The organism is Streptomyces sp. NPDC002809, from assembly GCF_040295435.1.
In the GTDB taxonomy this organism is placed as follows: Bacteria; Actinomycetota; Actinomycetes; order Streptomycetales; family Streptomycetaceae; genus Streptomyces.
This window is the reverse complement of the sequence record NZ_JBEOVJ010000014.1, coordinates 119,239-141,595: the sequence shown is the minus strand read 5'-3', so window position 1 is coordinate 141,595 and position 22,357 is coordinate 119,239. Positions and strand designations below refer to the sequence as shown.

Sequence of the window (22,357 nt, the reverse complement as noted above, 5' to 3'; positions counted from 1 at the left end):
CCCCGACTACATGATCCCAACCACCTACATCACCCTCGAACAACTCCCCCTCACCCCCAACGGCAAAATCGACACCAAAGCCCTCCCCGCACCCGACAGTCACCGACCGGACCTCGCCAACACCTACACCGCCCCCCGCACCAACACCGAACGCACACTCACCTCCATATGGACCGACATCCTCGGCATCGACACCATCGGCATCCACGACAACTTCTTCGAACTCGGCGGGCAGTCCATCAGCGCCGTGCGTGTGGCGTCGCGGATCCGGGAGGCCGGGTTGGAGGTCGCCCTCCAGCAGATCATGCGGCATCCGACGGTGGCCGGTCTGGCCGCCGTGCTGGACACCCCGGAGAAGGAGGCCGGGACCGGGTCCGGCGGGCTGGTCGTCCAGCTGTCGGCCGAGGCCGACCCCTCTCTTCCCCGGCTGTTCTGCGTGCACCCCGGCGGTGGCAGCACGCATCCGTACCGCGCGCTCGCGCAGCGCCTGGCGGGAGCGTTCACCGTGTACGGCGTCCAGGCACCGGGGCTGGACGCGGCTGAGTCGCCCCTCTTCGGATTCGAGGCCATCGCGGACCGCTACTGGCGGGAGATCCGCCGGGTGCAGCCGGAAGGGCCGTGCACGATCCTCGGCTGGTCGACCGGCGCGGTGATCGCGCACGCGATGGGTGTGTCCGACCCGCAGGCGGTGGCCGCCCTGCTTCTGCTGGAGCCGGCGGTCACCGGGGACGACCAGCAGGAACGGTTCCGCCGGCACGCCGAGGTGTACCGCCGGGTGGACGGCCTGTGGCAGAGGGGACAGGCCGAGACCGGCACCCAACGTGCCTCCACAGAGCGGGAGATGAAGGGTCTGGCTCCGGAGATGAACATCGAGGAGTCGGCGATCACGCTCGATGAGTGGCTGCCCTACCCGGTCCTGGAAGCCGAGGTGCGCTCGCTCGCCGCCTACCGGCCCGGAGGCTCGGCGGCTCCCGCGACGCTGTTCGTCAGCGACACCGTGCGCGACGAAAGCGGCGACGAGGTGCCGCACGCTCGGTACGTCGCCCACTGGAGCGGGCTCTATCCGCTGGGCCTGGACATCCGTCCGATGCCGGGTCGCCACATGGAGATGGTGAAGGGTGACGAGCAGCTGTCCGTGCTGGTCGCGGCGGTAGGGGAGGCCGCGGCGGTTCGGGAGGCCGGGAGGGGCGGCACCGACCACGAGACCCCACTGCTGCTGCCCGCCTGACAGCCGGCTGGTCCGCACGACCGAAGCCGCCCCCCGCTCACGCGGGGGGCGGCTCTTTGCCGCCAGGAGCATTCGTGGTGCTCGACGGACGTTCCGCACCATCGCAGGGGGGCGGGGCGGCACACCTCCGGATCGCCGCCTCCGGATCGCTCACCCGTTCCAGGAGAACCACAACGGCACCGGGTGAGGCCCCGCGGACGGGGGCGGGCCGTCGCCCCGATGTCCCTGTCCGTGGCGGGCCCGCCCGCCCGGTGTCACGCGCCGGAGTTCCGTCGCCGGGCAGGGCCTCGGGGGCGTCTCGTCGATCTGGGGCGACTCCCGTGTTCCGCCTGCCTCACGCATGCCCGCCACACGCCGGAACGCCCCGGTCCCGGGTTCCCTCCGACCAGCAGCGAAGGGAACCCGGGACCGGGGCGAAGGACGCCGGGGCGCGGCGGTCAGGTCACCACCGGGTCAACTCGGGGAAGAAATGGGGTACGTCGATGGCGCGGCCGCTCTCCAGGGCGGCCCGGTAGATATGGCAGCCGACGGCCAGGTCCAGGACGCCGAGGCCGAACGGGGAGAAGACGGTGGGCCGGTCTCGGTCGAGGGTGACTGTGCCGCGCAGCACGTCGGCGAGGGTGCCGTCGATGAAGTCACGGGTGCCGTACTCCGTCTCCGTGAGGTGGGGCGAGGTCTCGGCGGTGAGGCAGTGGTCGATGTCGTCGAGGACGTTGTGGCACTTGATCATGACCGTGGGGTGGATGTCGCGCAGGGACAGGTTCAGGATGAGCTGGCCCGACGGCAGGGTCTGTCTGTCCGTCAGCCAGGGCGCCGGCGCGGTGGTGGCGAGTATCACCAGGTCGGCGGCGGCCAGGGCCTCGTCGATTCCGGTGACGGCTCTGGCCCGCCAGCCGTGTGTGTCCGACGCGTATGTGGCGAACTTCTGTGCGTACGCGCCCACATGGTCGTGGACGAGGCACTCACGGACGTTGAGGCCACGGGCCGCGAGGAAGTCGGAGACCGTGCGGCCGATGATGCCGGCACCGACGAAGAGCACCGTGCGGGGCGCCTCGTCGGGGGCCAGCGTCTCCACGGCGAGCGCGGCGGAGGCAGCCGTGCGCGCGGCACTGATCCGGGACGCTTCCAGGCAGGCGAACGGGTAGCCGGTCTCCGCGTCGTTGAGGAGCAGCACGGCGGAGGCGCGGGGAAGGTTCCGTCGGACGTTCTCCGGGTAGCTGGCGATCCACTTCAGGCCGGAGACGGGTGCTTCGCCGCCGAGGTGGGCGGGGAGGGCGATGATGCGGGCGCCGGGGTTGTCGGGGAAGCGCAGGAAGTAGCTGTTGGGGTTCACGGTGACGCCGCGGCTGTGCTGGAGGTACGTGTCCCGCACGATCTCCAGGATCTCGGACGGCGCGGAGGTGATGACGTCCTGGGCGACGGTGCCGTCGATCACATGAAAAGTCGACATCGGTGGGGCCTTTCGCGGGTGGGAGGAGTGCGGGACGGTGGTCAGGCGAGGACACCGAGGTGTTGTCCCACCCAGGCGTCGTTGTAGACCGTGCCGAGGTAGCGCTCGCCCAGGTCGGGTGAGATCGCGGCGATGCGGGAGCCGGCGGGGAACGCGTCGGCGTACTGGCGGATCGCGGCCAGGACGGAGCCGGTGGAGCCGCCGACCAGGAGTCCGTGGGTGCGGGCGAGCAGCCGGCACTCGTGGACCGCGTCCTCCTCCGCGACGAGCACGACGTCGTCGGCGAGGCCGGGTTCGAGCAACTCCGGGACGCGGCTGGCGCCGAGGCCGGGGATGCGGCGGGGTCCGGGCGGGGCGCCGAAGATGATGGAGCCGAGGGCGTCGACGGCGACGATCCTGGTGTCCGGTGAGTACTCGCGCAGGTAGCGGGAGCAGCCGACGAACGTGCCGGTGGAGCCCGCGCCGACGAACAGGTAGTCGACGTGCTGGAGCTCCTTGAGCAGGGCGCGCGCGGTCTGCTCGTAGTGGGCGCGGGGGTTCGCCGGGTTGGCGTACTGGTTGAGCCACACCATGGACGGGTCGGCCTCGACGCGGCGTCGGATGTGGGCGATGCGGGACTGGAGGAAGCCGCCGTTCGGGTCGACGATGTCCACGACGACGACCTCGGCGCCGAGGGCGCGCATGTGGTCGATGCTGGTGGCGTTGGTGTTGGGGTCGACCACACAGGTGAAGGCGTATCGCTTGGTGGCGCAGATGGAGCTGAGGGCGATGCCGAGGTTTCCGGAGGACGACTCGATGACGCGGGCGCCGGGGGTGAGGACGCCGCGGTGCTCGGCGTCCTCGACCAGGCTCAGGGCGGTCTTGAGCTTGACCGAGCCGGCCGGGTTGAGACCCTCGATCTTGAGGAAGATGTCGGCGCCCGGTGCCATGTGGGCCAGGCGGACGAAGACGTCGTCGGTGACCAGCTCGTAGGTGTGCTCGTAGATCATGACTCGGGCCTCCACAGGTCCTCGGGGCCGGTCTCGTCCGCCGCGTATCTGCCGAGCGAACTGACGGCCATGCGCATCTCCAGGGCCATGGCGTCCACGAGGCGTTCGAGTCCGTGTTCCGGGTCCTCGTCCACGGCGACCAGGGCGGCGCGGCCGAGGCCGACGGCGCGGGCGCCGAGGGCGAGCAGTTTGACGGCGCGGATGCCGTCCCAGACGCGTCCACTGGCGAGCAGGGTGCGGTCGGCGGGGTCTACGCGGCGCAGGCACTCGGCCAGCGGCAGTCCGACGTGGCCGAGGAAGCCGGTGGGGGCCCAGCCGGTGCCGCCTTCCGCTCCGTCGACGGTGACGGCGTGGGCGCCCGCCTCCCAGGCGATGGCTGCGGCACGGCCGACGTCCCGGCCGGGAAAGAGCTTCACCCAGCAGCGGGCGCGCGGGTAGTTGTTGCGCATGAGCTGGATCTGCCGGCGGAAGATCTCGTCGGTGAAGGTACCGGGGCTGGAGCAGCGCAGGACGGCTGCGGCGTCGGGGCCGAGGCGTTCGAGCGCGTACTGCCCGTCGAGGTCGGCGGCGACCGCCTCGCTGATCACGGTGAGGCCGCCGAGGCCGGGCTTGGCGCCCTGGCCGACCTTCATCTCGAAGCCGAGGCGGCCCGAGCTGAGGAGGCCGGAGACGGCGGGGTCACTGTAGACGTGGTTCCAGACCTCGGAGTCGGCGTCCTCGGTGCTCTGCTGGACGCAGACGCCGCCGATGCCCTCGGGCAGTTCCTCGCAGTAGGCGAGGATGCGTTCCAGCAGGCCCTTGCGGTGGTCGTCGCCGCTGCTGCGGAAGCCGTTCATCGGGGCGACGTTCTCGCCGATGACCATGGGGATGCCGAGCCGTCCGGCCTGGCGGCTGAGGGCGAGGCTGGTGCCGGCGACACGGGTGGAGCCGAGGGCCGACACGTACACCGGCACGGGGGCCTCGAAACCGCCGAGGGCGGTGGTGAGGCGGACGTCGGAGTAGAGGGGTTCCCGTCCGAGGTCGATGAGTTCGGCGAGGCGTCCGGGCATGAAGACGGGTGGGACCAGGCGCAGGGCGTCGATCTCGTCGCCCTCTTCGCGGGTCGCGCCGAAGACGGAGGTGCCGTAGCTGTCGAGCGGTGGGAAGACGGCGGCGGCTCCGTCGCGGGCACGCGTGCGGATGGCGTCCTCGGGCAGGCCAGGGGCGGTCAGGTACGTCACGGGGACACGACCCCCGCGAGCTTCGGGAAGGCGGTGGCCTGCCAGACGGAGTCGAGGCCGGCCACCCAGCGGGTGAGGCGTTCCAGGCCGATGCCGAAGCCCGCGCTCCGGGGAATTCCGTGGCGGGCGACATCGAGGTACCAGGCGTACTTGGCGGGGTTCTCACCGGTCTCACGCATCCGGGTGACCAGGGCGGCGTACTCGCTCTCGCGCTCACTGCCGCTGCACAGTTCACCGCAGGACTCGGGTGCGATCAGGTCGAAGTTGAGGAGGGTGCCCGGGTCGTCCGGGCTCTCCTTGTCGTAGAAGCCCCGGGAGCCCTTCGGGTAGCCCACGACGAAGAACGGCGCTTCGGCCTGTCGGGATATGCGCTCCTCGGCCTCCCACTCGATCTCCGTACCGGCGGCCTGCGGGTAACCGTCGCTGCGCAGCCGCTCGACGACCTCGCTGTGCGGCACCCGGGCGAACGGCCGGGCGACGAAGCGGCGGAGGGCGGCGGGATCGCGTCCCAGTACGGCGAGTTCGGCCTCGCACCGGTCGGCGACGGTGTTGACGGCGTGGCGAACGAGGCCCTCGGCGATGTCCATGGCGTCGTCGCGGGTTGCGCCCGCGTACTCGACGTCGATCTGCCGGAACTCGGCGAGATGACGACGGGTCGTGCTGGTCTCCACGGGTTCCAGGCGGACGTTGGGCGCGATGAGGAAGATGCGGTCGTACGCCAGCAGGGACGCCTGCTTGTAGAGGATGGCGCTGGTCATCAGTTTGTAGCGGTGGCCGTAGTAGTCGACGTCGACCTGCTTGGCGCCGCGCGAGCCGGGGTCGGTGACGGGGCCGATGATCGGATGGGCCATTTCCACCGCGTCGTCGGCACACAGATAGTCGCGGGCGCCCGCGACCAGGGCCTGCTGGATGCGCAGGGCCGCCCTGGTGCGTGGGTCGCGCAGGTGTTCCAGCGGCGAGGGCAGGGCGGGAGCGGCGGCGAACGCCAGGGGGCGGTCGATCTGGAGTGTCATGTCGGTCCTTGTCCGGTCGACGTACGGTTCACCGGCCCGAAAGGGGGCTGCGGAGAAAGAGGGTGGCGTGAGGTCAGCTCGCTCGGGCGAGTGAGCCGGAGGGGGCGTCGTAGCGGGTCTTGACGTGATGCAGCGCGTACATCAGCCCCGACGAGGTCAGGCGGCGGGAGCGGTGCACGACGGCGGTGGGGCCGAGCGGGAGCGATCCGGTACGGGACCACTCCAGCCGGCCCTGCTCGGTGATGACGCTGCTCGTGCGACCCGCGTTGTCGGGGTGCAGGCAGAAGGGGACGTCGAGGTAGCCGCGGGCGAAGGCCCGGATGAGGGCCTGCCCGAGGTCGTCGTGCAGGCCGAGGACCGCCTCCACGAGAGCACGAGCCTCCTCTTCGACGCCGGTGGACGGCGGTGGTGCGGTGCGCCGCGCGGAGTGCGCGGCGCTCGTGGCCGTCTCCAGCGCCGTGACGTTCTCCGCGATCGAGGGAATGCGCGCGGACTCGGCGGCCGTCTTGACGATGAGGCGCGCGGCTCCGGTCCGCACCGCGAGCCGGGCCGCGTCCGCGACAAGGGCCAGCGCGCCGGGTCTGGTCTCTGGATAGACACCCATGTAGGCGTAGACGACCACGTGCCAGGAGGTGTCCGGGAGGTGGTCGGCGGCCAGGGCGCGCAGCGCGTGGACGGCTTCCTCGTCCTGCTCCGCGCTGGTCTGCTGGGCGTAGCTCAGGGAGATGCTGCGCAGGCCGTGCTGCCGGAAGAACATCCCTTCCAGTACGGAGAGGGCGACGAGCAGCGACGGTGGGCAGAGCTGGCCCAGCATGCAGCCGCCGAAGGTCTCCAGGTGCGGTTCGACGCCGGATGCCCGGAGCGAGGCAAGCGTGCGGCAGGCGTCGCGCCAGGCCTGCACGGAGGTGGCCAGCGGCGTGCGCCCGTAGGGCAGGCAGTAGGAGACGGGGCCGCCCTCGGTGGCGTCGAGCCCGGCGTCGATCAGTGCCTCGATTATGCGGCCGGGCTGCGCGGAGCCGTGCCTCACCTGGACGGGGAAGTCCTCGGCGCGGACGCCGTCGAGCAGCGCGGAGGTGGTGGCGACGGGCATGGTCACGAGCGGGTAGCCGTTGAGCGGGTGCCCCCGGGCAGCGGTTCGGGCAGCGGCCTCGTAGTCACCGACCCGGGTGAAGCTGTCGAGGGTGAGGGTGCCGACGGTGGTGGCTGCGGCGCCACGGGTGGCAAGCAGGCCTGCGCGCATCCTGGCGGGGTCGGCGAACCCCATGCGGGGCTGGACGACGAGGGCGCCGGAGCGTGCGGCTGCGTCCATGAAGCGGTGGAAGGCGCCACCGGGGAGGGGGTCAGCCGGCATTGGCGTAGTCCCTTCCGTGCCCGCGCCGCGACAGGGAGTCGAGCAGGGCGAGCAGCCGAGGTACGGCGCTCGGCCCGGTGAGGACGGCATCGAAGCCGGCCCCGGTGAGCGCGGTGTGGGCTTCTGGGGCGAGGGCGCCCTCGGTGCCGAGCTTGCCGCCGATGACGAGGGGCACACGGGCCAGGGCGGGCTCGGCACGCACCGCGCGGGCCAGGGCGGGGGCCTCCTCAGCGCCGTGCCCGTTGACGGTGCTCACGACGATGAGGCCGGGGGAGCGTGTGGCGGACTCCGTGACCAGGGTGTCGACCGGTACGCAGGCTCCGAGGTTGGTGACCTCCCATCCCTGTTCCTCCAGGGCGAGTTGGAGGAACAGCAGGTTCCAGGTGTGCGAGTCCGAGGGGATGGTGCTCAGAACCGCGTGGGGCGGGCTCTCCGGGGGTTGGTGACGCACGTACACGACCGGCTTTCCTCTCGACACCGTAAGGGGCCGCGATCGTTGCGATCGGGCCGGTCATCCGGGACGTTCCCCGCCCTGATCGAGTCGCCGAAGGCACTGCCGCCTTGGAGGTGTCCGGCAGCGCTTCGGGGAGTCGGCTCCGGGCGTCCGGACTGCCGGCGGGTGACGTCGTCCATGGTGGCCAGCGCTTCTCCTTTGCGTCACTGGGCACTTGTGACCAGCCGCCGGGGCGTCATTTGTGCCCACTGGGGGCGCCCGCGCACGCGTCCTAACGTGCTCACCGCGGACGTCCTTCCGGCGCCGGTGGCCACGGTGCCGCCTCTGAAGCGCTCCGGCCGCTTGTACCGCACCGACTGCTTGTACCGCTCGTACCACTGACAACGTGCTGACGATGAGGAGTGAACGGTGGCTGATCACCAGGTGGAAGAGTGGCGTCACGCGCTGGCAGGCCTGGAGCCACTGGAGCTGCCGGCGGACCGGCGCCCGGCGGACGACGGGACTGGTCCCCAGGACCTGGTCCTCTTCGACGTGCCCGAGGCGACCGGCGAGGCGCTCTCCGCTCTGGCGCACGCACGGGGCGTGGAGCTTTCGACGGTCCTGCTGACGGTGTTCCAGGCCCTGCTCGCGCGGCACACCGGCCGGGGCGATGTACCGGTGGTGGTGCGGGGCGATGACGGACAGGTACGGGCCGTACGAGGTCCGGACGGCGACCCGCTGTTCGAGGACGCGTGGAAGCACGTCGCGACGGCCGTGGGAGCGCGCGGCGGGCTGCCGTACGCGGAGCTCGCCGATGCAGCCCTCGGCGCGCTCGACGGTGCCCCGTGGTTTGCGTGGCGCACGGCGGGCGAGGCGACGGCCGTTATCACGCCCACGGCCCAGGTAACTCTGGAGCTCGCCGCCGACGGCGGCGCGCTGCGCGGCGCGCTGGGTTACCGCACAGACCTCTTCGACCGGGCGACTGCGGAGCGCCTGGCAGACCACTTCGGGGTCCTCGCCCGGTCCGCCGCCGAGGCACCGGGGACGCGGCTGAGCGCGCTGGAGATGCTGACGGAGCCGGAGCGGACGCGGATCCTCACCGAGTGGAACGGCTCCCGGTCCGCGTTCCCGGACACGTCGACCGTCCACCGTCTGGTCGAGGAACGGGCCGCCCGGCAGCCGGACGGGGTCGCCCTGGAGCACGACGGCCGGCTGCTGACCTACCGCGCGATGGATGAGCGGGCGAACCGGCTCGCGCGCCATCTCCAGGAGCGGGGCGTCGGCCCGGGCACACTGGTCGCGGTCTGCCTGGACCACGGCACGGATCTGGTGTGTGCCCTGCTCGGAGTTCTCAAGTCCGGTGCCGCGTACGTGCCGTTGGACCCGTCGTATCCGGCCGAGCGGCTGCGGTACATGGTCGGCGACAGTGCGGCGCCCGTAGTGATCACACAGTCCGCCCACGCCGGCCTGTTCGCACCGGGTCCCGAACTGCTGCTCACCGACCTCAGTTGGCCCGACGGCGACGGCTCGGACCCGGCAGTCGCGGGGAGCCCATCCGACCTGGCCTACGTCATCTACACCTCGGGCTCCACGGGCCGCCCCAAGGGCGTCCGTGTGGCGCACCTGGGCGTCGTCAACTACCTGCACTGGTGCGACCGCACCTACCCGCCCGCGCCCGGTGCCGAGATCGGCTCGCTGCTGTGCTCGTCGGCGGCCTTCGACCTGACGGTCACCGCGCTGTTCCTGCCGCTGGTGCAGGGGCTGCGCCTGGTGATACCGAGTCCCGGACCGGGACAGACCGTGTTCGACACGGCCGTGGATCTCGTGGCGACCGGTGCGCGGATCAGTTTCCTCAAGGCGACACCCTCCCACCTGGAGCTACTGGCCGCCCGGCTGGAGCGGGACGGTGTGCGGCACGCCATCGCGACGGTGGTGGCGGGCGGCGAGGACCTGACACCGGCGCTGACGCACCGCATGCTGGCGAGCGGTGCGGACGACACGGCCGTCGTCAACGAGTACGGACCGACCGAGGCGACCGTCGGCAACGTGGTCAGCCGTACGGTTTCGGTGGATCCGGCGGCGGACCACGTACCGATGGGTCGCGCGATCGACAACACCGAGGTGTTCGTGGTCGGCGCACACGGGGAGGTTCAGCCGGTCGGCGTGCCGGGTGAGTTGCTGATCGGCGGCGTGAACGTGGCCCTCGGATATCTGGGGCGGCCCAACCTGACGGCGGAGCGGTTCGTGCCGCACCCGTTCTCCGCGGATCCGGACGCCCGGGTCTACCGCACCGGCGACCTGGTGAAGTGGCTGCCGGACGGCCGGCTCGTCTACCTCGGCCGGATCGACGACCAGGTAAAGCTGCGCGGCCACCGGGTGGAACTGGGCGAGATCGAGAACGCCCTGCTCGCCCGGCCGGGTGTGGCAGCGGCGACCGTCGTGGTCCGCGAGGACGTCCCGGGCGACAAGCGCCTGGTGGCGTACCTGGTACCGGCGGGCGACGGCCTCCCCGCGGCGCCCGAGCTGCGCAGCGCCCTGTCGCGGGATCTGCCGGAGCACATGGTGCCCGCCCGGTACGTGACGCTGGAGCGGCTTCCCCTGACGCCGAACGGCAAGGTGAACCGGAAGGCGCTGCCGGCGCCGGAGAGCCGCCGTCCGGATCTGGCCGTCGCGTACACGGCGCCCCGGACAACGACACAGGCTGCAGTCGCCGGCATCTGGGCCGATCTGCTGGGCGTGGAGCCGGTGGGCATCGACGACGACTTCTTCGAACTGGGCGGGCACTCGCTGCTGGCCGCCCGGGTCGCTTCCCGGCTGCGCCGGGACGTGGGCGTGGACGTGTCCTACCGCACCCTGTTCGAGGCGCCGACACCGGCGCTGCTGGCGGCCGCCCTCGACGCGCTCGGTCCCGGCACGGTGACGGCGATGCCGCGCCAGGACCCGGCCGCAGGCCCGCTGCCGCTGTCGTTCGCCCAGCAACGCCTCTGGTTCCTGGACCAGTTGCAGCCAGGGCGGACGGAGTACGTCATCCCGGCCGGCATGCGGGTCACGGGGCGTTTCGCACCGGACGCGTTCGGAGCCGCGCTGACGGCGCTGGTCGGCCGGCACGAGATCCTGCGGACCCGTTTCGTGGCGGACGGTGGAGGCGTTCCGGTCCAGATCGTCGACGCGCCGAGGGAAGCGGCCCTGGATGTGCACGACGCGAGGCACCTCGGTGGCGACGCCGCACTCGACATTCTTCGCGAGGCGGCGGAACTGCCGTTTGACCTGGCGTCGGGGCCGCTCCTGCGGGCGGTGGCGGTGCGTGTCGCCGAGGAGGAGTGGCTCCTGCTCATCGCGCTGCACCACATCGTCTCCGACGGCTGGTCGGAGGGCATCCTCGCACGGGAGCTGCGGGAGCTGTACGGGGCGGCGGTCACGGGCCGTGCAGCTGCTCTCGTACCGCTGGAGCTCCAGTACGGGGACTTCGCGGCCTGGCAGCGTACGGCCCTGGACGGCTCGGCGCTGGACGGACAGGCGGCGTACTGGGGCGAGCGACTCGCCGGGCTCCAGCCGCTGGAACTGCCGACCGACCGTCGCCGCCCGGCCCAGCGGTCGGGCCGCGGTAACGCGGTCGCCCTCACCGTGCCCGCCGAGGTGGTCGATGCCGCCCGGCGGATGGCGGCGGGGCGCGGCGCCAGCCTGTTCATGTCCCTGCTCGCGGTGTTCCAGCTGCTCATGGCCGAGTACAGCGGGCAGGAGGACATCGCGGTCGGCAGTCCGATCGCAGGCCGCAACCGGGCCGAGACCGAGGACCTGATCGGCTTCTTCGTCAACACGCTCGTGATGCGCACCGACCTGTCGGGCGACCCGACCTTCGGTGACCTTCTCGACCGGGTGAAGGACACCGCCCTCGGCGCGTACGACCACCAGGATCTTCCCTTCGAGCGCCTGGTGGAGGAACTGGCGCCGCAGAGGGACCTGTCGCGCACTCCCCTGTTCCAGACCATGTTCGTGCTCCAGAACACGCCGGACGGTGACGCGTGGGGTATGCCCGGTCTCGAGGTCGAGCCGTTCGCGGTGCGGGCGGAGGAGGCCAAGTTCGACCTGACGCTCCTCCTGACCGAACGGCCCGACGGTTCGCTCGGCGGAAACCTCGTATTCGCGGTGGACCTGTTCGATCACGCGACGGCGACGCGGCTGGCCGGGCACTACACCACGCTCCTCGAAGCGGTCGTCCGGGACGGAGGACAGCGCCTGTCGGAGCTGGAGTTGCTGGTGGGCGCCGAGCGCGGGCGTGTGCTGGCCGAGTGGTCCGGAGCGGCCTCCCTCTCCCCGGATGCCGCCACGACGGCGCACCGGCTCGTCGAGGAGCGCGCCGCACAACTGCCCGGTACGACCGCGGTGCTGTCGGAGACCGGGGGGCTGACGTATCAGGAGCTGAACGAGCGCGCCAACCGGCTGGCCCGGCACCTGCGGTCGCTCGGTGCCGGGCCGGACCGGGTGGTGGCCGTATGTCTGGAGCGTGGGCCCGACCAGGTCACCGCGCTGCTCGCGGCGCTGAAGTCGGGGGCCGCGTACCTGCCACTGGACCCGGAGCTTCCGGCCGACCGGCTCGCCTTCATGATCCAGGACTCCGGAGCGGCCCATGTGGTGACCGACTCGGCGCGCACGGCCCAGCTGCCCCGCACACCCCATCGCTTCCTCACCGACCGGGACTGGCCGCTGATCCAGGAGCTGCCGGCGCACGACCCGGAGCCCGCCGCCACCCCGAAGGATCTGGCCTACCTGATCTACACCAGCGGCTCCACCGGCCGCCCCAAGGGGGTGCAGATCGAGCACCGGAGCCTCGTCAACCTGATCCACTGGACGGTGGAGAGCTTCGGGGCGGAGCCGGGCCGCCGGATCGCGCACCTCGCCGGAATCGGCTTCGACGCGGCGGCGTGGGAGGTGTGGCCCGCGCTGGCCGCGGGTGCGACCGTGTGCGTACCCGACGACACGGTGCGGCGCGCACCCGAGCTGCTCCAGCACTGGCTGGCCGGACGGCGGGTGCACAGCACGTTCCTGTCCACACCCATGCTGGAGGCGCTGGCCACGCTGGACTGGTCGGAGCCGACCTCGCTGGCCCACGTCCTGACCGGCGGTGACGCGCTGCGCCTGCCCGCCGGGCTGCGGCTGCCGTTCCGTGTCGTCAACAACTACGGGCCGACCGAATCGACAGTGGTCACGACATCGGCCGAGGTGGTGCCGGGGGTGGCCGTGCCGCCGATCGGCAGGCCGGTTCGCAACACGGTCGTCCACGTCGTCGACAGGTACGACCGGCCGGTGCCGATCGGAGTTCCGGGCGAACTCCTGGTCGGCGGTGCCGGGCTGGCCCGTGGCTACCAGGGGTTGCCGCAGCAGACGGCGGAGCGGTTCGTCACCGTGAACGTCGACGGCACACCGCGGCGGGTCTACCGCACCGGGGACCGGGTGCGATGGCTGCCCGACGGCCAACTGGAGTTCCTGGGACGGCTCGACGACCAGGTGAAGCTGCGCGGACACCGCATCGAACCGGGCGAGATCGAGGCGGTGCTGCTGGGCGGGCCCGACGTCACGGCCGCGACCGTCGTCCTGCGAGAGGACATCCCGGCCGAGCAGCGCCTTGTGGCGTACGTCGTGCCGGGCGGGCAGGCGCCGACCACCGAGGAACTGCGTGCCCGGCTGCACCGCGAGCTGCCCGGCTACATGGTGCCGTCCGCCTTCGTCCTGCTGGACCGGCTGCCGCTCACCCCGAACGGCAAGGTGGACCGGCGCGCGCTGCCCGCTCCCCAGCCCCGTTCGCCCCAGGACCGCGTCGCGCCGCGCACACCGGCCGAGCGCGCGGTGGCGGCGGCCTGGTCGCAGGTGCTGGGTACGGACGTCGCCGGCATCGACGACAACTTCTTCGAACTGGGAGGTCACTCGCTGCTGGCCACGCAGGTGACCTCCCGGTTGCGGACCGCACTCGGCGTGGACGTGCCGGTACGGGCGCTGTTCGCGGCACCGACGGTCGCCGCGCTGGCAGCCGTCGTAGCGGAGCTCGGCTCGGACGACACGGAGCAGATCACGCCCGCCGACCGGACCGGCGGTCCGCTGCCACTGAGTTCCGCCCAGCAACGGCTCTGGTTCCTGGACCAGTTGGAACCAGGGCGCGCCGAGTACGTCGTACCGTTCGCCCTGCACGTCCGTGGCGCACTGGATGCGACCGCGCTGGACACCGCTCTCACCGCGATGGTGGCGCGTCACGAGATCCTGCGCACCCGATTCGTCCCCGAGGACGGCGAGCCGGGGCAGGTCATCGACCCACCGGCATTCGTGGGAGCATCCGTCCACGACCTGCGCCACGTCCTCGACCCGGACGAACGGCGTGCGGCGGCACAGCGGTTCGCGGAGACTGAAGCGGGTCGCCCGTTCGATCTGGCAACGAGTCCGCTGCTGCGCGCCCACCTGGTGCGGCTCGCCGACAACGAGGCATTCATCCTGCTGACCGTGCACCACATCGCCGCCGACGGATGGTCGGAGGGAGTCATGGCGCGCGAACTGCGCGAGGGGTACCGGGCGGCGACGTCGGGGGTGGCGCCGACCGGTCTGCCCACACTGCCTCTGCAGTACGCGGACTTCTCCGTGTGGCAACGGGAGCGGATGGCCGGTGAGGTGATGGAAGGGCAACTGGCCTACTGGCGGGACCGGCTCACCGGGCTGGAACCGCTGGAGCTGCCGAGCGACCACCGACGCCCGGCGGGACCGCCGGCGGGCGGCGCCACGTTGGCGTTCGAGGTGCCGGGTGAGGTCGCCGCGCGACTGCGGGCGGCGGCGGCTACGAACGGCGCGAGCCTCTACATGGTGCTTCTGGCGGTGTTCCAGGTGCTGCTGGCGAAGTACAGCATGCAGGACGACGTCGCGGTCGGCAGCCCGATCGCCGGCCGCAACCGGGCCGAGACCGAGGATCTGATCGGCTTCTTCGTCAACACCCTCGTGATGCGCACCGACCTGTCCGGCGACCCCACCTTCACCGAGCTCATCGACCGGGTGAAGGACACCGCCCTCGGCGCGTACGACCACCAGGACCTTCCCTTCGAGCGCCTGGTGGAGGAACTGGCACCCGACCGGGACCCGTCGCGCAACCCGCTGTTCCAGACCCTGTTCGCGCTGCAGAACACGCCGGACGGCCACACCTGGAGCCTGCCGGGTCTGGAGGTGGAACCGTTCGCCGTGACACTGCCGGACGCCAAGTTCGACCTGAGTCTGATCATGTCCGAAGGCCCGGCCGGCAGCCTGCTCGGGACCCTGGAGTACCGCACCGACCTCTTCTCGCGTGACACCGTCGACCGGCTGGCCGGCCACCTGCGTACGTTGCTGGACTCGGTCGCCGGCACGCCGGGGGCTCGGCTGTCGGAGCTGTGCATGCTCACCCCGGCCGAGCGGCGGAAGACGCTCGTCGAATGGAACGGCACCGCCACCGCCTACCCGGACAAGGCCACCTTGCACGGCCTCTTCGAGGAGCGGGCCGCCCAGCAGCCGGACACCGTGGCCATCGACTCACCGCAGGGCGATTTGACCTACGGCGAGCTGAACGCCCGCGCCAACCGGATCGCCCACCACCTGCGGACCCGGTACGGGGTGCGGCCGGACATGCCGGTGGCGGTGTGCCTGGGCCGTGGGGCAGACCTGGTGACGGCGGAGCTGGCGGTACTGAAGGCGGGGGCCGCTTACGTGCCGATGGACCCGGAGTACCCCGTCGAGCGGCTGGCGTACATGGTGCGTGACACGAGGACCCCGGTCGTCCTCACCCACACCGGGCAGGCGGACCGGATCCCGTCCGGCGTTCCCCTGCTGCTGCTCGACGAGTGCGACGCCGAAGGGGGTCCGCTGGACGGTGAGCCGGTTACCGATCCGGAGCCCGCCGCCACCGCGCACAACCTGGCCTATCTCATCTACACCAGCGGCTCGACCGGCCGGCCCAAGGGGGTCCAGGTTGAGCACCACAGCCTGGTGAACCTGGTCCACTGGACGGCGGCCGAGTACGGACTCGACCCGGGACAGCGGATCGCGCTGCTCGCCGGGATCGGTTTCGACGCGGCGGCGTGGGAGCTGTGGCTCGGCCTGACCCGGGGTGCGACCTGCTGCGTCACCGACGAGAGGGTCAGGCTCACTCCGCATCTGCTGCGGGACTGGCTGGGCGAGCAGGCGGTCCACGCCGCGTTCCTGTCCACGCCGATGCTGGAGTCGTTGTCGGCGCTCGACTGGGGCACGGACAGCCCCCTCGACTACGTACTGACCGGCGGTGACCGGCTGCGGATGCCGCCGCTCGCCCGGCTGCCGTTCCGCGTGGTCAACAACTACGGTCCGACGGAGACCACGGTGGTCGCCACCTCCACGGTGTGCGTCCCCGGTGACACGGTCCCGCCGATCGGGCGGCCTATCGCCAACACCCGGTGCTTCGTGGTGGACCAGCACGGCACTCCGCAGCCCGTCGGCGTTCCCGGTGAACTCCTCGTCGGTGGAGTGCAGGTGTCGCGCGGCTACCTGGGGCGCCCCGAGTTGACGAACGAGCGCTTCGTCCCGTTCGAGGCCGAGGGGGTGGGCGGCCGGGTGTACCGCACCGGCGACCTGGTCCGGTGGCAGCCGGACGGACAGCTGGAGTTCCTGCGCAGGGTCGACCACCAGGTCAAGATCCGCGGCAACCGCATCGAACTGGGCGAGATCGAGGCCAACTTGATCACCCATCCCGGTGTCGGTGAGGTCGCCGTGGTCGTTCACGAGGACGTGCCGGGCGACAAGCGGCTGGTGGCCTACCTGGTGGCCGCCGGACCGGACGCCCCGACCATCATGGAACTGCACGCGCACCTGGGGCGCCAGCTGCCCGACTACATGATCCCGGCGTGGTTCATGGTGCTGGAGCAGCTGCCCCTGACCGCGAACGGCAAGGTGGACCGGGCGGCGTTGCCGGCGCCGGACGGCATGCGGCCGGATCTCGGAACGTCGTACACGGCGCCGCGCAACACCGTCGAGCGTCACATCGCGGCCGTCTGGACGGAGCTCCTGGGCATCGAACGCGTCGGCGTCCACGACAACTTCTTCCAGCTGGGCGGGCACTCACTGCTCGCCACCCAGGTCGCGTCGAGGCTGCGGAAGGCTCTGCGGGTCGACATACCGGTACGGACCGTGTTCGACCACCCGACCCCCGAGGAACTGGCGCAGCACATCGCGGACCTGATGATGGCGGCGATCAGCGCACAGTTCGCGCCGGCCGGATGAGGGCTTGCGCCCCTGCCGCGAAGACGACCGTGGGGTCTCACGGATGCGTGCAGGACGCGTCAGACCATGTCCTCGACCTGGATGCCACCCTGGGCGATCGCCAGAGCGCCGAGCTGGAAGCGGCTCTGCGCACCGAAACGATCGGTCAGCTTCTCGGAGAGCCGGCGAACCGTGCGCAGCGACACGTCCATCCTGCGGGCGGCGGCGGCATCGGTGAGACCCTGCGCCCAGAGTCTCAGGACGTGCTGCTCCTGGAGGGAGAGGCCGCCACGGGTGCGCGGGCGCGCCTCGGCCAGCGGCAACGCCTCCTTCCAGAGGCGGGTGAACAGTGCGGCGAACGCCTGGGTGACCGACTCGACGCCGCACACCATGGCGCCGACGACGGCCCGGGCACCGGCGACCGGAACCACGGCGTGGGTGCGGTCGCAGAGGATCATCCACGCGGGCAGCGACGGCAGCGTACGGATCGAGCCGACCCCGCCTGTCCTCCCCCGCACGCGGCTCATCGCCTCGGGATCGTTGCGGACGCTCTCCAGGACGATGGCGCGGGCAACCGCTCCACGCCTGCGCAGGATCTCGTCGATGGACCGGGCGGACTCGGCAACGGGAACAGCGACCCGCTCCGTGGGGCCGACAGTCAGCCACTCCTGCTCGCACCCCTCGGCGAGTTCCGTGACACGCCGCCACACGGCGTCCGCACCGGCCAGCCACTCGACGCCCGGCATACCGTCACGGCCGGCGCGGGAGTGCTCGGACAGCAACCGGGTCACTTCGAGGCGGCTGTCCTCCACCTGGAGGCGATGGCGGGCGAGTTCGTCCTGCTGCCGGGCGAGCATCGCCGCCAGGCCCACCTCCGGGTCGACGGGCCGCCAGCCGGTGGAGGTATCGCCGGGAACCACCAGCAGGAGGGAGGACAACCGCTCCAGCCGTTCCCGGACCGTGTCCTCGGACACCTTCATCTGCTCCGCCAACTCGGAGACGCCGGCGCCGGGCAGGTCGACCATCGTGAGATAGACGCTCCGTGCGAGGGGGTCGATACCCAGAGAGGTCCGCATGTCCTTCACTCCTGTTGTCTCGGCCGTACGGCACCTGTTGGTCACTGATTGAGTCGACGATGTTCCACACGCCGGGGCTGCACGGTCCCGTGCCGCTGCCGGGATCGTCGGCCCGACATCAGTAGACGGGAGGCGGGGGCGGTGGCGGATGCGGGCCGACCACCCAAGTTGTGGCCGATGCTCCCGCGGCGTTGCGGAGCGGCCCCGTCGCGTTGCGGCAACGCCCCTTTGCCGGCACGGGTTATCATCTCGCGCATGCCCGCCTCGCAGCCGACCGTCCTGGCCACCTCCGGAGGGCATCGCGCCGACCCCCGTGCGCGGGTGCTGTTCGACTCCCTGGTCCACCACGCGGTTGACCTGTCCGGGGTGAACGGGCGCCGTCCGCGAATCCTGTACTTGGGCACGGCGGTGGGGGACGCGGAGCACGTCACCGCACGCATGCACGAGGCGGCACGGGTGGCGGGGTTCGACCTGACGCCGCTGCACCTGTTCCCCATGCCGAACGTGGAGGACGTGGAGGGCACGCTCCTCGACCACGACGTCGTGTGGGTCATGGGCGGGTCGGTAGCGAATCTGCTGGCGGTGTGGCGGGTGCACGGGCTGGACGGGGCGCTGCGGCGCGCCTGGCAGGCGGGGGTGGTGCTGAGCGGGGTGAGCGCCGGATCCATCTGCTGGTTCACGGGCGGCGCGACCGACTCGTACGGGCCGGATCTGCGGCCGGTGGTGGACGCGCTCGGCTTCCTGCCGTACGGCAACGGTGTCCACTACGACTCCGACCTGGGCCGCCGTCCGCTGATCCACCGGATGGTCGCTGACGGCACCCTGCCGACGGCGCACTGCACCGACGACGGGGTGGGGCTCGTGTATCACGGCACCCGTCTCGTGGAGGCGGTCACGGAATCGGCGGGCAAGGGCGCCTACGTGGTGACGTGCGAGGGTGGCGGGGTGCGTGAGGAACGCCTTGAGCCACGCCTGCTGCCGCCGGCCCGGCACTGACTCCTTCCGCGCGGACGGCCGCGCACCGGCGGGGACGTGCCGCCGGAACGAGGTGTCACGGCGGGCCGTGCGGCAGCACGGAGATGTCGACGTATGCCGTGACCTGCGAAGTCGGCCTCCGGCGCCGGGAACGCGGGCCGGATGCCCACGAGTTCGCCGCCTCGGCCCCCACTCACCGGCGGGGGCCTTCGGAGAATATGGGGGACGCTCCCCCATGTGGGGGCCGTGCAGTATCTGCGACGTTCTTCCTGTGACCGAATCAGCCGCACCCACGACTCCCCGAAGCGCGCACCTGCCGCTCGCCTGGTGGGCCCCCGCGCTCTCCCTCAGCGAGCGCGTCGGCGCCCCAGGACGTCCCGTGGCGACCGTCGCGACCGTCCCGTCCGGCCGCGCCCCTTGGGCCGTCGGGGACACGGCGGGCTTCGCGGCTCGGCTGACCCACCTGGGTCTCGACGAACTCGCCCTGGGAGCCCTCGCCGACGAGTCACCGCAACGCCTGGCGAACCGCGCAGGCACTCCACGCTGGGTTGGTTACATCGAAGAGGCCCTGGACTGTGCCCACATCGCCGCACGGCCGGAGTCCGGCGGCGACGCAACCGGGCCCGAGGCCTTCGCACCGGTCGTGGCACCGCTGGTGGGTCCGGCCTCGGCCGCCCTCGACCGGCAGCTGGCACCGCTCCCCCCGGCAGAACGGGCCATGCTGCGCGCCTCGTTCGAGCAGTGGCTGCTGGGCCGGATGGCCCGGCAGGCGGCCCGCACACTCGTCCGTGAACTGGACGGCGCCCGGCGCGCCGGTCGGCTCCCCGGGGCCACGCCCCGCGATCGCTTCGCCTCCTTCCTCGCCGCCAGCGGGAGTGCGGACGGCCTGCGGGCCCTGTTCACCACCTATCCGGTGCTGGCCCGGATGCTGGGCCGGACGGCCATGGACGCGGCCGACGCGGTCGCCGAACTCGGCCTGCGGCTGCACGCCGACCGGCAGGAACTGGTGGCCGTCCTTCTCGACGGACGCGACCCCGGCCCGCTCACCCGCATCGAACTGGGCCGTGGCGACGCCCACCGAGCCGGGCGCTCGGTGGCGGTGCTGGAGTTCGCGGACGGGGCACGCGCGGTGTACAAGCCCCGTCCGCTGGGGCAGCACGCCCTGCTTGACGACCTGGCCCACTGGCTCACCGGCCGGGTCGACGGCCTGGAGCTGCGCACCCCGCGCACCGTGCGGCGGCAGGAGCACGGCTGGCTGGAGTACATCGAGCACCGCTGGTGCGGCTCGGTGGCCGAGGCGGACGCCTTCTACCGGCGCCAGGGCGCGCTGCTGGCCCTGCTGTACGCGGTGGACGGCGCCGACATGCACTACGAGAACCTCATCGCTGCCGGCGACCAGCCGGTACTGGTGGACGCCGAGACCCTGCTGCACACCGGGCTGCCGCAGGCCTCCACGGCCGGGGCCGACCCGGCCGCCGACGCCCTTCAGGCTTCCGTCCACCGGACGTGCCTGCTGCCCCACCTGCTGATCGGGGAGCACGGCGCGCTGGACATCTCCGCGCTGGGCCGTGCCGAGGAAGGCACGTACCCGAGCGAGGGCCTGTGCTGGCAGGACAGCGGACTGGACACCATGCGCGTCGTACGAGGTCCGGTGGTCAGTCCGGCCGCGCAGAACCAGCCGCTGCCCCACGGACGTCGCCTCCACGGCGCCGACCACCGCGCCGCGCTGCTGGACGGCTTCCGCACCACGTACGACGCGATCCGGGCGCACGGTAACGAGCTCAGCGCGCCAGGAGCCCTGTTGGCCCGGCATGCGGACAGTCCCGCGCGGCTGATCGTTCGATCCACACGGCTGTACTCGACCCTGCTCGAGGAGTCCACGCACCCGGCACTGCTGGGCGACGCGCTCGCCCGGGACGCCGCGTTCGCGGTGCTGTGGACCGAGTCGTCGCGCGACCCGGCACGCGGGCAGCTGGTGGAGCACGAGACCGAGGACCTGTGGCGCGGGGACATCCCCCTCTTCGTCCACCGGCCCTCCGGCACGGGAGTGCGTGCGGCCGGTGGGACGTGGCTGCCTCACCTGCTGCCGGTGGCGAGCCTGAGCGCCGTCCGCACCAAGATCGCCCGGATGGACGAGGTCGACTGCCGGAACCAGGAATGGATCGTCGCGGCCGCCCTGGCCGCCCGGGAGGCCGGTTCCCCGCTGGTCAGGCCACGCTCCGAACTGGTGGCGACGCCCCTGCCGGCGGTGGCGCCGGAGCCGTCACGACTACTCGCCGCGGCCTGCGGAATCGCCGACGAGATCGCCGCCCGCGCCGTGCGGGCCGGCCGGGCCAACTGGCTCGGCCTCGAATGCCTGCCGGGCGGGCACTGGTCGGTCCTGCCGATGGGCGCGGGGCTCGGCCAGGGCTACACCGGGGTCGCACTCTTCCTGGCCCAGGCCGGACTGCTCGCGGGCGCCGACCGCTACACCGCGCTCGCCCACCAGGCGGTGCTGCCGTTGCCCGGCCTGCTGAAGATGCTCGCGGCCGACCCCGAACTGTGTGCCGCGGTCGGACCAGGAGCGTACGACGGGCTCGGCGGCATCCTGTACGGGCTGATCCGGCTGTCGTCCCTCCTCGACGCCGAACTCGCGGACTCGCTGCCCGACGCGCTCACCGCGCTGGAACACGCCGTGGGCGCCTGCGTGGATCCCGGCTTCGCGGACGGTGCCGCCGGGGCCCTGGCGGCGGCGGTCGCCGCCCATGAAGCGACGGGCGCCCGTCAGGCCCTGGAACTGGCCGACGCGGTGGCGGACGTCCTGGCCCCCGCGGCCTCGCAGGGCGGTGGCTCCGCGGGGTTCGCCGACGGGGCCGCGGGCATCGGCTGGGCGCTGTGGCGCCACGCGGACCACCGGGCGGACGGAAGGGGACGTCCGGAGGAAGCGGCCGGTCTGCTGCGCTCGGCCGCCGCCGGGCCCGAAGCCGCCGCGCACGGCCCCTCGTGGACCACCGGTCTCCCCGGGATCGCCGCTGCGGCTGCGCACCTGCCGGGGCGAAACGACCTCGCCGCCCGGCTCTCCGCCCTCGGCGACGGCCCCAACCTGAGCGCGGGCCACGGCATGTTCGGTGCCCTGGAAGCCCTTTCGGTCCTGGCCGGCCGGGGCGACACCCAGGCGTCCGCTGCCCTGACCCGCACCAGCGGCCGGGTACTCGCGACCGTCGAGGGCCAGCAGCACCGCTGCGCCACCCCCGACCAAGTGCCCTCTCCCGGCATGCTGACGGGCCTCGCCGGCATCGGCTACGGACTCCTCCGTCTGTGTTCCCCCACCCGTGTCCCGTCCGCGCTCCTGCTGGAGCACTCCTGTCCGGCCACTCCGCCCGCCTGCTGAGGGCGAAAGGCCACG

11 protein-coding genes are annotated in these 22,357 nt (G+C 72.1%); 4 read left to right on the top strand and 7 right to left on the bottom strand.

What is annotated here, in order from left to right; translation table 11 throughout:
- Nucleotides 1-1,228, top strand: a 1,228-nt coding sequence (locus ABT025_RS12275) for an alpha/beta fold hydrolase (protein ID WP_350992826.1), incomplete at its 5' end; no start/stop codon positions are given.
- Between the two features lie 442 nt (nt 1,229-1,670).
- On the opposite strand, the gene sbnB is transcribed toward ABT025_RS12275, so the two are convergent.
- The 6 genes from sbnB to ABT025_RS12245 all read right to left on the bottom strand — a co-directional run bounded on the left by sbnB (nt 1,671) and on the right by ABT025_RS12245 (nt 7,708).
- A complete protein-coding gene (gene sbnB, locus ABT025_RS12270; RefSeq protein WP_350992824.1) occupies nt 1,671-2,678 on the bottom strand; it encodes a 2,3-diaminopropionate biosynthesis protein SbnB in 1,008 nt (335 codons plus the stop codon).
- 41 nt (nt 2,679-2,719) lie between these two features.
- Nucleotides 2,720-3,667: a 2,3-diaminopropionate biosynthesis protein SbnA gene (gene sbnA, locus ABT025_RS12265; RefSeq protein ID WP_350992822.1), complete on the bottom strand. Its 948-nt coding sequence runs from the start codon at nt 3,665-3,667 to the stop codon at nt 2,720-2,722.
- Nucleotides 3,664-4,887 carry a glutamate synthase-related protein gene (locus ABT025_RS12260; protein WP_350992820.1) on the bottom strand — a complete coding sequence of 408 codons (1,224 nt, stop codon included), beginning with the start codon at nt 4,885-4,887 and terminating at the stop codon, nt 3,664-3,666. Before ABT025_RS12260 ends, sbnA begins: the two co-directional genes overlap by 4 nt.
- The gene (locus ABT025_RS12255; protein WP_350992818.1) at nt 4,884-5,900 is read right to left on the bottom strand and encodes an asparagine synthetase A; all 1,017 of its coding nucleotides are present in this window, start codon (nt 5,898-5,900) and stop codon (nt 4,884-4,886) included. The genes ABT025_RS12260 and ABT025_RS12255 overlap by 4 nt, the downstream gene beginning before the upstream one ends.
- 73 nt (nt 5,901-5,973) lie before the next feature.
- Nucleotides 5,974-7,251 (bottom strand): methylaspartate mutase, encoded by a 1,278-nt coding sequence (locus ABT025_RS12250; RefSeq protein WP_350992816.1) that lies wholly within the window; start codon nt 7,249-7,251, stop codon nt 5,974-5,976.
- The gene (locus ABT025_RS12245; protein ID WP_350992814.1) at nt 7,241-7,708 is read right to left on the bottom strand and encodes a cobalamin B12-binding domain-containing protein; all 468 of its coding nucleotides are present in this window, start codon (nt 7,706-7,708) and stop codon (nt 7,241-7,243) included. Before ABT025_RS12245 ends, ABT025_RS12250 begins: the two co-directional genes overlap by 11 nt.
- A 405-nt stretch (nt 7,709-8,113) precedes the next feature.
- Here ABT025_RS12245 and ABT025_RS12240 point away from each other — a divergent pair, with 405 nt between their 5' ends.
- Nucleotides 8,114-16,942 carry a non-ribosomal peptide synthetase gene (locus tag ABT025_RS12240; protein WP_350992812.1) on the top strand — a complete coding sequence of 2,943 codons (8,829 nt, stop codon included), beginning with the start codon at nt 8,114-8,116 and terminating at the stop codon, nt 16,940-16,942.
- Nucleotides 16,943-17,001: 59 nt separating this feature from the next.
- On the opposite strand, the gene ABT025_RS12235 is transcribed toward ABT025_RS12240, so the two are convergent.
- Complete coding sequence (locus ABT025_RS12235; RefSeq protein ID WP_350992810.1) at nt 17,002-17,997, bottom strand: helix-turn-helix domain-containing protein; 996 nt, start codon at nt 17,995-17,997, stop codon at nt 17,002-17,004.
- 255 nt (nt 17,998-18,252) lie between these two features.
- On the opposite strand from ABT025_RS12235, the gene ABT025_RS12230 reads away from it, so the two are divergent.
- Nucleotides 18,253-18,993, top strand: coding sequence for a Type 1 glutamine amidotransferase-like domain-containing protein (locus tag ABT025_RS12230; protein ID WP_350992808.1), 741 nt, complete (start codon nt 18,253-18,255; stop codon nt 18,991-18,993).
- A 250-nt stretch (nt 18,994-19,243) separates the two neighbouring features.
- Nucleotides 19,244-22,342: a type 2 lanthipeptide synthetase LanM family protein gene (locus ABT025_RS12225; protein ID WP_350992806.1), complete on the top strand. Its 3,099-nt coding sequence runs from the start codon at nt 19,244-19,246 to the stop codon at nt 22,340-22,342.
- Nucleotides 22,343-22,357: the final 15 nt, after the last annotated feature.